10 protein-coding genes are annotated in these 15,613 nt (G+C 41.6%); 6 read left to right on the top strand and 4 right to left on the bottom strand.

Features of this window, described 5'->3' with window-relative positions; genetic code table 11:
* Positions 1-759 (bottom strand): amino acid permease (locus G6R09_RS18970; RefSeq protein WP_163924032.1); only part of this gene is annotated, 759 nt, incomplete at its 3' end.
* Positions 760-1,091: 332 nt separating this feature from the next.
* Between G6R09_RS18970 and G6R09_RS18965 the strand changes: the two genes are divergently transcribed.
* Positions 1,092-1,415: a hypothetical protein gene (locus G6R09_RS18965; protein ID WP_065167308.1), complete on the top strand. Its 324-nt coding sequence runs from the start codon at positions 1,092-1,094 to the stop codon at positions 1,413-1,415.
* A gap of 63 nt (positions 1,416-1,478) precedes the next feature.
* On the opposite strand, the gene dapD is transcribed toward G6R09_RS18965, so the two are convergent.
* Entirely contained in the window at positions 1,479-2,510 is a 1,032-nt protein-coding gene (gene dapD / locus G6R09_RS18960; RefSeq protein WP_065167309.1) for a 2,3,4,5-tetrahydropyridine-2,6-dicarboxylate N-succinyltransferase, read from the bottom strand.
* Positions 2,511-2,843: 333 nt separating this feature from the next.
* Positions 2,844-3,146, bottom strand: a complete 303-nt coding sequence (locus G6R09_RS18955; protein ID WP_065167310.1) for a YebG family protein — start codon at positions 3,144-3,146, stop codon at positions 2,844-2,846.
* Positions 3,147-3,228: 82 nt separating this feature from the next.
* On the opposite strand from G6R09_RS18955, the gene G6R09_RS18950 reads away from it, so the two are divergent.
* Entirely contained in the window at positions 3,229-3,915 is a 687-nt protein-coding gene (locus G6R09_RS18950; protein ID WP_065167364.1) for a DNA-3-methyladenine glycosylase I, read from the top strand.
* Here the strand turns inward: G6R09_RS18950 and G6R09_RS18945 are convergent.
* Positions 3,912-4,799, bottom strand: a complete 888-nt coding sequence (locus tag G6R09_RS18945; RefSeq protein WP_065167311.1) for a LysR substrate-binding domain-containing protein — start codon at positions 4,797-4,799, stop codon at positions 3,912-3,914. The genes G6R09_RS18950 and G6R09_RS18945 overlap by 4 nt on opposite strands.
* Before the next feature lie 163 nt (positions 4,800-4,962).
* Between G6R09_RS18945 and G6R09_RS18940 the strand changes: the two genes are divergently transcribed.
* From G6R09_RS18940 to recD, 4 genes are all read left to right on the top strand, one after another.
* Positions 4,963-5,955 carry a TDT family transporter gene (locus tag G6R09_RS18940; protein ID WP_065167312.1) on the top strand — a complete coding sequence of 331 codons (993 nt, stop codon included), beginning with the start codon at positions 4,963-4,965 and terminating at the stop codon, positions 5,953-5,955.
* Positions 5,956-6,155: 200 nt separating this feature from the next.
* Entirely contained in the window at positions 6,156-9,617 is a 3,462-nt protein-coding gene (gene recC, locus G6R09_RS18935; RefSeq protein WP_163924030.1) for an exodeoxyribonuclease V subunit gamma, read from the top strand.
* Between the two features lie 294 nt (positions 9,618-9,911).
* Positions 9,912-13,529 carry an exodeoxyribonuclease V subunit beta gene (gene recB, locus G6R09_RS18930; protein ID WP_163924028.1) on the top strand — a complete coding sequence of 1,206 codons (3,618 nt, stop codon included), beginning with the start codon at positions 9,912-9,914 and terminating at the stop codon, positions 13,527-13,529.
* Positions 13,522-15,597: an exodeoxyribonuclease V subunit alpha gene (gene recD, locus G6R09_RS18925; protein WP_163924026.1), complete on the top strand. Its 2,076-nt coding sequence runs from the start codon at positions 13,522-13,524 to the stop codon at positions 15,595-15,597. Before recB ends, recD begins: the two co-directional genes overlap by 8 nt.
* Positions 15,598-15,613 lie beyond the last annotated feature (16 nt).

Here is a 15,613-nt window from a genome sequence, read left to right as displayed (position 1 = left end):
GACACACACCGTACCAATCGCAGCAATCGCAATCGCAATGGGGTAGTTACGCGGCGCATCATCAACTTCTTTAACGTGAATCGCGTTCATTTCCATACCGGCATAGAACAAGAAGATACTTGCCGCTAAAACAACGTTATTAAAGTTAGAAAAGTCAGGAATAACATCGTGCCAAGATAATTGCACTTGTGGTGGACGACCTGAGAAGAATAGGTAAGAGAAACCTAAAACAATTAATACGACACCAGGAATAACCGTACCAACTAAACCACCCCATTTAGCCACTTTAGAAAAGGCTGCAGTACCGCGTAAAGCGATGAAGGTTGCAAGCCAGTAAATGGCTAATACGATCCCTAGTACGAAGAATTTATTTTGGGATAATGCTTGATCCCATGACTGATCTGGACCCATAAATGCAAGAGAAACAGAGCCAAAAGTCAGTGCAGTTGGAAACCAAACCGTCACTTCAATCCATAGCATGAAGATGGCAACCAATGCTACTCGAGGTCCAAAAGCTTCACCTACCCAGCGGAAAACACCGCCTTTCTCTGACCAACCCGTCGCAAGTTCAGCTGCGACCAATGATACCGGAACCAGAAACACCACGGCGGCAAAAATATAATAAAAAATGGAGCTTAAACCGTATTCTGCTTCTGCTGGAAGACCACGCAAACTCACGACCGCAACAATGTTTAACATTGCGAGCGCAAAAATGCTAATTCCCTTTTTTTTTGTTTGAGCATTACTTGTACTATTCATTACTAACCAACTTAATCATGAAAGATATTTAAAATTATTGTTTTTATGTTAGTGGCTGAATAACAGAACATATTGTACTGTTTTCATAAATAACGTTTATAAAATAGCACCAAGAGATTGGTGGTTATATTGCTAAAAAGTACTTCTTAAGTTGCATATACATAAGTTGTGATAGATGCGTTATTATGCTTTTAATATAAAGTGTTAATCGTTTTGATAAATATTTTTCATGGATGGTATCAAGAGATAGCGGGAGCGGAGATTGAGAATATTATTACGTTGAAAATTATGTAAAAATGAAATTCAACAGATTGATTTTTAGGGAACAACCAGTGAAATTTTTTTTCCAGCGTAATGAAACGGATTCAGAGATCAGAATCGAATTAAAAACGGCATCGTTTTACTTATTAGTGGCGATGATCGTTGGTTGGATGGCAATCAGTTTTATTTTACAATCAAATGAAGCTGGGTCGGTATTTTTGCCTGTATTAATTGGTTTTATGATGTTGCGCTTCTTTGCTTTAGTCAAAGTGCAAAAAGAAGTGTTAGTGGCGATGCGTGATAAGCGATTAACTACTCAGGGCAGTAAATTCTCATTTAATAATCCTTTTATTTATATTATTAAGAAAAAGGCACAGCCTGAGCCTGAAGCATAATTAAAAACAGCCGCTATGCTATATAGCGTAGCGGCTGTTTGCGTTTATTGAGTTGGAGCTGTGTTAGTTATTGCTGTGCAGTTCGCTGTTTAATTCAATTGCGGTTTTATTGGTTAAACACTCAATTTGTCCTGTCATTGAGTTGCGACGGAACAATAAATCAGCTTTGCCAGCAAGATCGCGAGCTTTTGCGGTCTCCACAGCTTTACCATCAGCATCTAACATTTGTACTTTTGAACCTGCAGTTACATATAAACCTGATTCGATAGTACAACGATCACCTAATGGGAAACCAAGACCCGCGTTAGCACCTAAGAGGCTGTTTTCCCCAATTGATACTACCACTTTACCGCCGCCAGATAATGTACCCATGATCGACGCACCGCCGCCAATATCAGAACCATTACCGACAACAACACCCGCAGAAATACGACCTTCAACCATGCTTATGCCTGTAGTACCGGCATTAAAGTTAATGAAACCTTCATGCATAACCGTAGTGCCTTCACCAACATGTGCACCTAAACGAACACGTGAGGTATCAGCAATACGGACCCCTGTTGGTACAACGTAATCTACCATTTTAGGGAACTTGTCAACGCAATCAACGGTGATAGTTTCGCCATTAAGACGCGCATCCATTTGGCGCTCAGCAAGCTCTGGTAAATCGATTGGGCCTTGGTTGGTCCATGCAATGTTGTGCAATAGACCAAAAATACCGTCAAGTACTAAGCCGTGAGGCTTAACTAAACGGTGTGAAATAAGTTGTAGCTTTAAGAAACCTTCAGCAACCGATACTGGCGAGATATCAGTTTTTAGCATAACCATAACCAATGATTGTGAAGACAATGTTGCTTTGGCTGCAAATTGTGCACTCGTTTCATCGTTGGCATCTTCAAATGCTGATGCAATAGCCGCACATTGTTCAGGTGTTACTTCAATAGCTTGGTTACCACCACGGTAATCAACAATAGTGGCGATGTCTTTTACAAGTTGTTCTGATGGATGTAGCGTTGGGGTTGGAAAAAACGCTTCAATAATTTTTCCATCACGATTTTTAGTCGCAGTACCTAGGGCAAGTGCAAAGCTAGACATGATTACCTGTTCTCCATTCAAATAAATATGATGCGATAATTAAAATAATGACTTTACCAATAACATAGACGAGTGTTACGTCTTGAGCTAACAGGTGATTTACCGCCAATTAAAACCATCATAAAGACAGTTATAAAAATATAGAAGAGCTGAACCAATAATCAGCACAAAATGATGGTTTATTAACTAAAAATGACGATTGTAAACGCTATGAAGCTGGTTCATTTATAGATAATAGATAAGGAAGGACCGTTATATGATGGTGTTATAGAAACTAAGATAAAAAAAACCTCCATTAGGAGGCTTTCGACGACAAACTCGATAATATTAAAATTATGCGGCGTCTTGCTGCTGCTCATCGGCAACAACTTCAGGCTTTACAGCTTTTGCTTTTGGTGCAGGCTTGGCTTTTTTAGCACCAAGAGCAACTAAGACTTGTTCACGCTTTTGCGCCAAGAACATTGATAGTTCTTCTTGCTTTGCTTCGTCTTCGAATAAATCACTTTCACTTAATAAAGCAAACATATCATCTGCCATATCAAGCATTTTGTCATATGCATCGGCTTCGGATTTAGAGGTAAAAGTCATCTTTTCTTCCCCGTTGCGCTCTACTACATATTTGACGATAACTGCCATGGTCATCCTCTCCTAAAATTTATTTACTGGACGCTTATACAGTAGTATGGTGAGTGAGTCTAGTGCTAAGCGTGTGAATGTGATGACTCGAGAAAAATTTAACCAAATCTATCATCGTGCTGCAGAAAGAAAGGGCAGTGAATCCAATTTAGAAAAATTACTCACAACTCCACTGAATAAAGAGCAATTGCGGTTAATTGCAGATCATCGGTGGTTGGCTGAATTTACTCAAAAAGTGTTTCAATGTGGGATTCGGTGGCAAGTTGTGCGTAATAAATGGCCTGCATTTGAAACCGTATTTTTTGAGTTTGATATTGAAAAAATGGGCTTGATGCCAACTGAAATGTGGGAACGAAAAGCGCAAGATCCAACCATTATTCGTGATTTGAAAAAGGTGATGACGATCCCTGAAAATGCCAATATGATCCATCGTGCCGCATTGGAATATGGTTCATTTGCGGCAATGGTCGCAGATTGGCCTGAACAAGATATTGTAGGATTGTGGTTATACCTTAAAAAGCACGGTTGCCGTTTAGGAGGCAAAACGGGTGCTTATAGTTTACGTGGGTTAGGTAAAGATACTTTTTTGTTTACTCAGGATGTTGAAGCTTACTTACGTCATACCAATGTTATTGACGGTGGTCGTGATACATTAAAATCATTGCGAGCAGCACAGAATGCATTTAATCATTGGCAGCAACAATCTGGCCGATCGTTAACCCAGATCAGCCAAATTATTGCATTTAGTGTTGGTGATAACCGCGTTTAATCAAATTGCCATTGTTGGCAAAATTCCAAGAATAATTTTAATAATGGACTTTGATATTTTTCTTGGTGGTACAACAACCAATACTGGCGATTCATATCAAGTGGTAATGTCAGTATTGCGACTCGTTGCTCCTCAACAGCATGAGCGATTGCCCGTTGAGATATGCATGTGATACCTAAGTCAGCACTAACGCAATTAATGATCGCCTCAGTAGTATTTAATTCAAATGAGGTGGTCCACTTATCTAATCGTGGTGAGATTCGATTAAGAAAAAACTCACGCGTTCCTGATCCTATTTCTCTTAATACCCATTCTGAATTTTCGAGATCCGATAGCTGTAAATTTTCAATTTTGGTTAACGGGTGCTGCGGATGACACGCAATCACCATTTGATCACATAGCCATGGTTGGACAACCAAATCTGAGTGCTGAACTTTGCCTTCAACTAAACCGATATCTAATTCAAATTCCATTAATTTATGGCAGATTTGAGCCGTATTTGAGATAAATAATGTTTGGTCTCGATGCTGGGATTGAAGTCGAAAATCGCGTAATAAGAAGGGAGTAACTTGATTTCCTACCGTGTCACTTGAACCGACTTTTAATTTTCCCGTTAGGGGGCCAGCTTGATCAAATAAATTTTCAATGGCATTAGAACGGGCTAAAAGCTCATCGGCGAGAGGCAGCAGGCGCTTACCTTGTTCATTAATAATTAAACGATTATTGTTGCGATCAAATAATTTATGATCAAGTTGCTTTTCTAATTCAGATAGCGCCATGCTCACAGCAGGTTTTGAGAGAAATAATTTTTCAGCAGCAGCAGTAATTGTTTTTTCCTGTGCCACAGTAACAAAAACTTTAAGTTGTTTTAGTGCGATATTCATTATCACCTCATTAAAAGCGCATGGTAAATCATGGCTCACTTTAATCGTTAAGATAATATTAACATCTATTTAAATATATTCAATTATTATAAATACTAACTGGGCGGTATACTGCAATCAATAAGAATAATTCGCTATTGCTATCTAATGCGGAGAGAGAAATATGATTGCAACAACCAAAAGAAAATTGGCAGGCGCACCAACACCAATGGCTGGTTTAGCATTAGGTATTGGTAGTATTTTATGGTGTTGGGAAAATGGTGCCCAACTTCATGGTTATGGACAAATAACCGGCGCAGTTATTGCAGCATTGATGCTACTCATTTTAATCGCTAAATTTTTAGTGCATCCAAAGTTGTTATGGGGTGATTTATCACATCACGTCGTCGGCAGTGTAGTACCCACATTTGCGATGGCACTGATGGTGGTATCAAAAGCGGTCAGCGTTTATGCTTCTATTACTATTGGCGTATATATGTGGTTATTTGCGGTTGGATTACATGTTATTTTCTTAAGTTTATTTTTATTCCACCGCGCGCGTGATTTTCATTTACATCATATGGTACCAAGTTGGTTTGTGCCGCCTATTGGTATTATTGTTGCTGATGTTTCATTTCCAGGTGTTACGGCTTTACACCCACTTGCGTATATATTGCTGATGTTCGGTATGCTTGCTTATGCGGTTATGTTACCTATGATGATTTATCGGTTTATGTTCCGCGATGAAGTGCCAGACGCGGCTAAACCAACCATTGCGATTATGGCAGCGCCTGCGAGCTTATCATTAGCCGGTTATTTAACGGTTACAGCAACCCCATCACCGGTGATTGTGGCTATTTTAGGCGGTATCGCAGTATTAATGACCGCGATTATTTATTTAGCATTTTTCCGTTTATTACGTTTGGATTTTAGCCCTGGTTATGCGGCATTTACCTTCCCAATGGCTATTGGCGCTACGGCATTATTTAAAACCGCCGCTTGGATGAAAAGTTATGGTTTTGATGCGCAATATGTCGCCCAAGTTCATGGTTTAGCTACAATTGAATTATATGTTGCAACGATCATTATTGGTTATGTAGCGATTCGATATTTAGCTTTTTATCGTCCTGTGAGTCGATTGTTTCAACGCAGTGAAGTCTGCCCACAAAACATTTGATAGCGATGGTGCCATAATTTCACGAGTGGATTGTGGTACTAATAAATGTTCCGTGTGTTGCCCAGCCAAATTGGTTGGGCTTTTTTGTGGCTGTCTACATATTGCGACGTTTAATGAATATTTTTAAGCTGTATTTATTTACAGTATCTCAGTGATGGTAGACAATTTAAGTCTCTATTTCTTTGCTGTGGAATATCTGCGTGTTCACTGTCTATCATTCAAATCAACTTGATCTGCTGAAATCATTATTAGTGGAATTGATCCGTTTACAGCCATTAGCGAATCCGTTTGAAAAAGAGCAAATTCTGGTGCAGAGCCCAGGTATGTCGCAATGGCTAAAAATGGAATTGGCAACCTCGTTTGGCGTAGCTGCAAATATTGATTTTCCATTACCTGCGACTTTTATCTGGAAAATGTTTACTCAAGTTTTGGCTGATGTGCCAGAACGAAGTGCATTTAACAAAGAAGCGATGACATGGAAGTTAATGCAGGTATTACCGCAGCAATTTGATCTGCCTGAATTTGAACCGTTAAAACGTTATTTAGACAGTGATAGTGATTTACTTAAGTGTTATCAGCTTTCCGAAAAAATTGCCGATATTTTTGACCAATATTTAGTGTATCGCCCCGAATGGATTCAACAATGGGAAGCGGGTGAAACCATTGCAGAGTTGAATGATGAGCACCCGTGGCAACCGCTCTTATGGCAAGCTCTTTATGATCAAACGCTGGCGTTAGGGCAGTCGCCTTATCATCGTGCAAATTTGTATGATCACTTTATTGAAACGCTTAATAATTATTCGGGCAGTGAAGGCAAAGCGGCGTTGCTGGCAGCAGGTTTGCCACAACGGTTGTTTGTGTTTGGCATTTCTTCATTACCACCGCGTTATTTAGATGCGCTCGCGGCGATTGGTGAGCATATTGATGTCCATTTAATGTTTACTAACCCGTGTAAATATTATTGGGGTGATATTCGTGATCGTAAACACTTAGCACGGTTAGCTGCTCGTCAGCGGGTACAATTACAACATATCGCCACTGATGATGAGCTAAATGAGTACCTGTCAGTACTTAAAGATAGCGATCAAACTAACTATGACGATGACATGCACAATGATGTGGTTGGCAATAGTTTATTAGCCTCAATGGGTAAACTTGGTCGGGATAATATGTATTTGTTATCGGCGATGGAAGTCAATGAAGTCGATGCTGGCTTTGTTGATATTGAACCTGATACTTTATTGCATGCTATTCAAGCAGATATTTTAAATTTGCAAGATCGCCAAGATGACACTCAACTCGATTCAAGCCTGCATAAATTCCCGATAGCTGCTAATGATCATTCGATCACCATTCATGCCTGTCATAGTCCGATGCGTGAAGTTGAAGTGTTGCATGATAAATTATTGGCAATGTTTGCAACTAACTCACACCTCAAACCACGCGATGTGATAGTGATGGTGGCTGACATCAATGCCTATAGCCCTGCGATTCAAGCGGTGTTTGGTAATGCCCCTGGTAATCGTTATATTCCATTTTCTATTTCCGATCGTACAGCAGAGCAAGAAAACCCAATTCTGTTGGCGTTTTTACGGCTACTGACTTTACCTGAAAGCCGTTGTCATGCTTCTGAATTATTAGAATTATTAGAAGTGCCAGCGGTAATGGAAAAGTTCGGTTTTGATAGTGCCAGCTTTGAAAAAATTAAAAAATGGATTGAAGAAGTGGGTATTCGGTGGGGACTCGATCAACATACCTCAAGCCAGTTTGATTTACCTGAGCAACTACAAAACACATGGCTATTTGGTATTCAACGCATGTTACTAGGTTATGCAATGCCGCATGATACGGGGTTATTTGCAGGAATTTCAGCGTATGAACAAGTGCAAGGCTTAGATGCTGAATTAGCGGGTCAATTAGCTGGTTTTATTGATAGCTTAATTGAATATCGTAGCGCATTAGCGCAACCGCAAACAGTCAATCAATGGGCTGAGTTATTACATCAATTATTGGATGATTTCTTTGCGGTCGAATTAGAAGGCGAGTTAATTTTAAAATCGATTCGCGATAACTTGCAGCGCTTACATCAGCAGCTACAAGATGCGGGATATCATGATCGAATCACACCTGCGGTATTAACCCAATATCTACAAGATAAACTCTCTGGTGAGCGCGTGAGTCAGCGCTTTTTAGCCGGGCAAGTGAATTTCTGTACATTAATGCCCATGCGTTCGATTCCGTTTAATGTGGTGTGCTTGCTAGGAATGAATGATGGCGCTTATCCGCGCAATATCGCCCCAGAAGGGTTTGATTTAATGAATGGTCGCACCAAAGCAGGCGATCGTTCGCGTCGTGATGATGACCGTTACTTATTTCTTGAAGCTTTGTTATCTGCTCAGCAAAGTTTGTATATCAGTTACGTTGGCCGTTCGATTCAAGATAACGCTCAAAAAGTACCATCAGTACTCGTCAGTGAATTGATTGAATACTGTCAGCAGGGTTATTGCTGCGATGGTGATCAATCGTTAGCGGTTGATGTTTCTGCTGACAATATCAAACACCAGTTAGTTCAGCATCATTCATTGGTACCGTTTAGTCCAAATGCATTTGTTGGTGATGATCCAAGTTTTGCGATTGAGTGGTTACCTGCGGCTAATCGTGAGGGGCAGGCAAGTGCACCGTTTCAGCTTGATGCATTAGCAGCAGAGCCGATGGCTGACGAACAAGCGTTAATTTTAGAATTAGCCGAATTACAACGTTTTTGGCGCTTACCGGTAAAGTACTTTTTTAATCGTCGTTTAAAAGTCTATTTTGAGCCGCCATTGGGGTTATTAGAAGATGATGAGCCGTTTGTGATCAATGGCCTTGAAAGCTACTTTATTCGTGATCAATTACTGGAATTGTTGTTAGATGCCAAGCTCAAAAATGCTGATCCCGATGTTATTTATCATCAGTTTGCCGCCGAACAACGGGCTGCGGGTAATTTACCTGTTGCTGCATTTGGCGATCTTGATTTAGCGGCGAGTCGACTAGCGGTGGCAAATTTAACCGATGTGATTGAACCGTTAATTCATGCTCCATTAGCCGATCAAGAAGTAGCAATCACGCTGATGGTAGCTGAGCATAAAGTGTTATTACAAGGCTGGATCAAGAAACGTTATCAGTCAGGATTATTACGTTACCGAACCGGTAAAATTCGTCCACAAGATCTGTTAACGGCGTGGTTTGATCATCTCTGTTTAGCGATATCAGCACCAGAAATGGCACAAGTTACCCATGTTATCGGCACCGATAAGCATCTTCAATTGCAAGTGATTGAACCGCAGCAAGCACTGGGGTATTTACAACAATTGATTGAGTTATATTACCAAGGATTAAACCAGCCTTTAGCGTATTTTCCTAAAACAGCGATGGTAGCAATACAGGCGCATATAGGTCGTGATGGTAGTTGGAAAGACGATGCTGATACTGAGCAGAAAGCACTGGCGAAGATGGCGGAATGTTTTAATGATGGCTACTTATTTAGCGGTGAAGGCAGTGATGAATATATCAATCGTGTATGGCCTAAATGGAATGATGATTTGGCACAAGAGGCTAATCAATTAACAGCGTTGGTGCTGCAAGCGGCGGTGGTAAACGCGAAAGAAATTAAGCCGGAATAAACTGTTTTAAGTAGCAGTGAAGTAGTGTGGCCGCCAGCAAATCATTGTTAGTTGTAGGGTGTTCGCTGTACGGCCACAGGTCCAGAGGTGACCAAGTTTCTGGCGCTGATACTAACTAACCACCGTAGTACAAACCGTGAGTAAGTTCTCACATTATAGGAATACAACAGAATTTTGAATGCCAATATTTGCTTATAAGTGTTGGATCACATAATAACCAGCCAGATTGTTAATGTTGATAAATTTTAGGCTGGCGCTGTTGTTACATAGAGCAACCATGGGATGAGTGACATAATGGCGACTGACGTACTAACCACTGACGTTCAAACAAATATTTTGCAACCAATGACGTTTCCATTGCACGGTACACGTTTAATCGAAGCATCGGCGGGTACAGGTAAAACCTTTACCATTGCGAGTTTGTATTTACGGTTATTGTTAGGTCATGGCGATGCGAGTAGTCGCCATCAACAGCAGCTAACAGTCGACCAAATTTTGGTGGTAACTTTTACTGAAGCGGCCACGGCGGAATTACGTGATCGTATTCGTGCCCGTATTCATGATGCGCGATTAGCGTTTAGTCGTGGTATCAGTCACGATCCAGTGATTAAACCACTGTTAAATGAATATCAAGATCATAAATTAGCCGCGACGATTTTATTGCAAGCCGAACGCCAAATGGATGAGGCGGCTATTTATACCATTCATGGCTTCTGCCAGCGCATGCTGACCCAAAATGCGTTTGAGTCAGGAAGCCGATTTAATAATGAATTTGTCACCGATGAAAGCCAATTAAAAAAGCGGGTGGTTGCAGATTATTGGCGCAGTAGTTTTTATCATTTAGCGCCAGCACTTGTTCATGAGGTCCGTGAAATTTGGTCATCACCAAGCGCATTATTAAAAGAAATTGGTAATAGTTTAACAGGTGCGCCAGTGCGATTGTCGGTGGCAGCAATGACAGCGTCGTTAGCACAATTACACCAGCAAAATATTGTTCGAATTGATGAGGTCAAAGCGCTGTGGCGTGAGCATCAACATGATCTTGAAGCCGTCATTGCAAATTCTGGGGTGAATAAACGCAGTTACACTAAAAAAAGCTTACCTAATTGGATTGAGCAAGTGAGCGCATGGGCAGCTCAAGCGACGGTAGAGTATGCGTTACCGGATCATTTAATTCGCTTCCATCAGCAAACCTTAATTGAAAAAACCGCTAAAGGTGATGCCCCCGAGCATGCGGTATTTAATGCTATTGCTGAACTAATCGATAATCCTGCCAATTTACGAGAACCATTATTAGCTCATGCGATAGAGCATTGTCGTCAGTTATTGGCTGACGCTAAAGCGCGTAAAGGATGGTTGTCATTTGATGACTTGCTGACGCAGTTAGGAGCTGCGATTGATAATGATGTTGATGAATTGCTCGCGAGTAAGATTCGCGCGCAATATCCAGTAGCAATGATTGATGAATTCCAAGACACCGATCCACTTCAATACGGTATTTTTAGTGATGTTTACCGTCATCATCCTGAATGTGGTTTGTTTATGATTGGTGATCCTAAACAAGCGATTTATGCCTTTCGTGGGGCCGATATCTTTACTTATATTCAAGCCCGCCGCCAAGTGACTGATCACTATACATTAGCCACTAATTGGCGTTCAACTGCGACTATGATTGCGGCGGTTAATAGCGTGTTTCAGCAACCAGACAGCCCATTTATTTACGATCAAGACATTGAATTTTTAGCGGTTGATCATAGTCCTAAAGCGACTCAACGCAGCTGGTGGTTAGAGGGTGAAGCTCAACATGCATTAACCTTTTGGTTGCAAGACAGTCCTGATAGTAAGCCAATCACTAAAGGTAGTTACCAAGCGACAATGGCGGCAGCAACAGCAGCACAGATTCAACATATTTTGACTCAATCACAGCAAGACCAAGCCTATTTTTTAGATGGTGAGCAACGGCATGCGATCGCTGCTGGTGATATAGCAGTCTTGGTACGTACCGGTACTGAAGGGCGATTAGTGCGTGAAGCATTATCAAAACAAGGCATTGCCAGTGTCTATTTATCTAACCGTGATAGTGTGTTTTCAACTGCAGAAGCGGCAGATATTCAGCGGTTATTGCAAGCGGTATTAACCCCTGAAGATGATCGTATTTTACGTGCGGCATTAGCGTCAGGGCTGTTTGCCCGTTCTGCAATTGAACTCGATCAGCTTAATAATGATGAGAATGAGTGGGAAATTGCGGTTAATAGCTTTAAGCAATATCGTCAGCAATGGCTAAAACGTGGTGTGATGCCAATGTTACGCAGTGTAATGGCAAAAAATCAAATTGCAGAGCGGTTATTGGCCGAAGATGGCGGTGAACGAAAACTCACAGATTTATTGCATATTGGGGAACTGCTGCAACAGGCCAGTCAAACATTAGATAGTGATTATGCGTTATTGCGTTGGTTAGCAGAGCATGTAGCAGAACCAAATGGTAATGCAGATGATCAAGTGATGCGGCTTGAGTCAGAACGTAATCTGGTGCAGATTGTCACTATTCATAAATCAAAGGGCTTGGAATATGATTTAGTATTTATGCCGTTTGTGTGCAGTTACCGTGAAGTCGATAGTAAAGGTGAAGTCAAATACCACGATGAGGTCGATAACATCACGGTGCTTGATATTGCCAAGCAAGCGTCAGCAATTGAAAAAGCGGATCAAGAACGTTTAGCGGAAGATTTACGCTTGATGTATGTGGCATTAACTCGCGCAGTTTATGGGTGTTATGTTGGCATGGCGCCGATTCGTAATGGCCGTAGCACCAAAGAGCCGACAGGATTACATCGTTCTGCAATGGGGCATTTAGTACAAAATGGTGAGGCGAGTGGTGTGGCTGCCCTTGAATTAGCCTTAGCTAAATTGAGTGGCGTTCAAGCGGCCATCACCGTCACTGAGCCGCCTCAATTGACTGATAGCCAATGGCAACCACAAGATGAAGTCAGTGACGCGTTAGTTAAGCGATCTTTTTCGACGCCATTAGAGCGCAATTGGTGGATGACCAGCTATTCGAATTTGGTCAAACAAGGCCATCAAACCGCCCATGACAGCAGCTTAGATTTACCCGGATTTGATATTGATTCGGTACAAAATGCCACGCCAGAGACAGATGATGGTGAGTTAGAATTAGAGCCGCAATATTCTATTTATACGTTTCCTCGTGGTGCCCGTCCGGGAACATTTTTGCATACCGTGTTTGAAGAAATTGATTTTACCGCCGCGGTTGATAGCCCTGAAACGGTAGTTAAATTAACTGAACTGCTGCAATTAGAAAATTATGAATTGGCGTGGTTGCCGGTATTGCAGCAATTAATTCAAGATGTATTAACGTGTGCACTTGATGGTGATGCACTGCGGTTAGCAGATAAAACGGCTTCACAACGCTTAACTGAAATGGAATTTTTATTACCAATTGAGATTTTACAAGCGGTGGCATTAAATAAAGTGATAGCCAAGCATGATCCATTGTCGGCCAAAGCGGGAGAATTAGGCTTTGCGACTGTCAGTGGCATGCTAAAAGGCTTTATTGATTTAGTGTTTGAGCATCAAGGTAAGTATTATGTTTTAGACTGGAAATCGAATTATCTTGGTGATGATCCACAACTGTACCGTGGTGAGCAACTGCGAACCGCGATGCGTGAACACCGTTATGACTTACAGTACCAAATTTATGCGTTGGCATTGCAGCGTTTTCTACGCAGTCGTATTCCTAATTACGATTATGAAACCCATTTTGGTGGCGTGTATTATCTATTTTTACGTGGTATTCAGGCGGGAAGTGACAGTGGCATTTTTTATGCGCGCCCAAGTGAATTATTACTCGATGAATTGGATTTAGTGATGAATGGAGCACTGCCACATGCTTAAGCGATTACAAAAGCTCACTCAACAAGGTGGATTACGTCAGCTTGATTATCAGTTTGCTAAATTTGTGGCGTTGCATAGTCCACAATCGCAGCAAGATTTAGCTGCATTAATGGCGGCGTTAGTGAGTTATGAGTTGGGTAGAGGCCATATCTGTGTGCGTTTTGAACAACTACAACCTCAGCATTTATTTGGTCTATCAAGTCGATTGTCGGTGGCATTAATTGACGGCTTACCCGATCCAAGCCAATGGCCACAGTTATTAAATCAATATGATGTGGTGGCAAATGCTCAAGCGAACACTGTGCAAGCATGTCCATTAGTGCTGGACCATGGACGCTTGTATCTCAATCGCTATTGGCAGTTTGAACAAACAGTGGCTAAACGGATTGTCGATATGGCGACCAATCAAGGTCAAGTTGGCAATGATACTCAATGGCAAGGGCAGCAATTAACCTTGATGCACCAAGCATTAAATGATTTATTTCAGCCAAGTTATGGTCATTTATTCCACGCGCTGCAAGGCGTGAGTGACAGTTTGCAACGCCAACAAATAACTTGTGATTTTTTGAATATTGTAAAACCGCAGCAACTTGATTGGGCAGCGATTGATAAGCTATTACAACAAGCCTCCCAAATTACTGATTTACAACCATTAGACGTATTGGTGCCAGCAAGTGTTTGTTTAAATTGGCAAAAAGTAGCAGCAGCAATGGCGTTAACGCGTCAGTTTGCAGTGATCTCTGGTGGTCCAGGTACAGGTAAAACTACCACGGTGGCGAAGCTGTTGGCAGCGTTAGTGATGCAAGCGAATGGCGAGCATAAGCCTAATATTATGCTGGTGGCACCAACGGGTAAGGCGGCGGCACGTCTAACTGAATCAATAGGTTCAGCGATTAAATCATTAGCAGTACCGCAACAAATTAAAGATTTAATTCCTACTCAATCAAGTACATTACATCGTTTATTGGGGTCGATACCGAATCGAGTCGAATTCCGCCACCATAAAGATAATCCACTTCACCTTGATGTGTTGGTGGTTGATGAAGCGTCAATGGTTGATTTGCCGATGATGGCGCGGTTATTAGATGCGATGCCGCAAGGGGCTAAATTAATTCTGTTGGGTGACAGAGACCAATTAGCCTCGGTTGAGGCGGGCGCTGTGCTGGGCGATATTTGTTCTTTTTCTAATCAAGGTTATAGCGCCGAGCAAGGGCAACGATTAAGTCAGTTAACTGGGTTTGATTTACACTCAAATAATATCGGTTTAAGTGTGGTGACCGATTGTTTATGTATGCTGCAAAAAAGCTACCGTTTCCATGCTTTATCGGGTATTGGTCAGTTAGCTAAAGCGATTAACCAAGGCAAGCCAGCCCTGGTGAATAAAGTATGGCAGCAGGGCTTTAAAGATATTCACCATTATTCGCTTAGTGCTGAAAGCTATGCGTCGATGATCAATCAAGTGGTGACGTTTTATCTTGATTATCTCGATGCAATAAAAGCGGATCAAACCCCAGCAGAAGTACTAAGGGCATTTGCAAATGTGCGCTTATTATGTGCGTTGCGTGAGGGGGATTTTGGCGTTGTCGGCTTAAATCAACGCATTGAAAAAGAGTTGACTCACCGTGGGCGAATTTCACCTAATGATGAAACATGGTATGTCGGTCGCCCAATCATGATCACTCGCAATGACCATGCGTTGGGATTATTTAATGGTGATATTGGCATGACGATGTTAGAGCCAGAGGTTGACGCTGATAGTGGACGGCGCCGATTACGAGTGTATTTTGAAATGCCCGATGGCACTATTCGCGGTATTTTGCCGAGCCGTATTCCTGAGCATGAAGTGGTATATGCGATGACGATTCATAAATCTCAAGGATCGGAATTTGCAGATACAGTGATGGTGTTACCTGTTGACTATACACCGATTTTAACCCGTGAATTAATTTATACCGGTATTACCCGTGCTAAATCTCGGCTGTATTTGTATGCGCCACTGGATATTATTAGTAAGAGTGTGCAAGTTCGTACTGAGCGAGCCAGTGGTTTAGCCCAATTGCTGGTATGATTGTATTGTAAGAAAT

It is taken from the genome of Photobacterium sp. Alg240-V54 (assembly GCF_900537155.1).
Lineage (GTDB): Bacteria > Pseudomonadota > Gammaproteobacteria > Enterobacterales > Vibrionaceae > Photobacterium.
This window is presented reverse-complemented; position numbering and strand designations above follow the sequence as displayed.

What these genes read in the sequence shown, in the direction of transcription:
- G6R09_RS18945 (WP_065167311.1), bottom strand. Translation starts at nt 4,799, where the DNA reads ATGAATATCGCACTAAAACAACTTAAAGTTTTTGTTACTGTGGCACAG.
- G6R09_RS18955 (WP_065167310.1), bottom strand. Translation starts at nt 3,146, where the DNA reads ATGGCAGTTATCGTCAAATATGTAGTAGAGCGCAACGGGGAAGAAAAG.
- G6R09_RS18950 (WP_065167364.1), top strand. Translation starts at nt 3,229, where the DNA reads ATGACTCGAGAAAAATTTAACCAAATCTATCATCGTGCTGCAGAAAGA.
- recB (WP_163924028.1), top strand. Translation starts at nt 9,912, where the DNA reads ATGGCGACTGACGTACTAACCACTGACGTTCAAACAAATATTTTGCAA.
- G6R09_RS18940 (WP_065167312.1), top strand. Translation starts at nt 4,963, where the DNA reads ATGATTGCAACAACCAAAAGAAAATTGGCAGGCGCACCAACACCAATG.
- recD (WP_163924026.1), top strand. Translation starts at nt 13,522, where the DNA reads ATGCTTAAGCGATTACAAAAGCTCACTCAACAAGGTGGATTACGTCAG.
- dapD (WP_065167309.1), bottom strand. Translation starts at nt 2,510, where the DNA reads ATGTCTAGCTTTGCACTTGCCCTAGGTACTGCGACTAAAAATCGTGAT.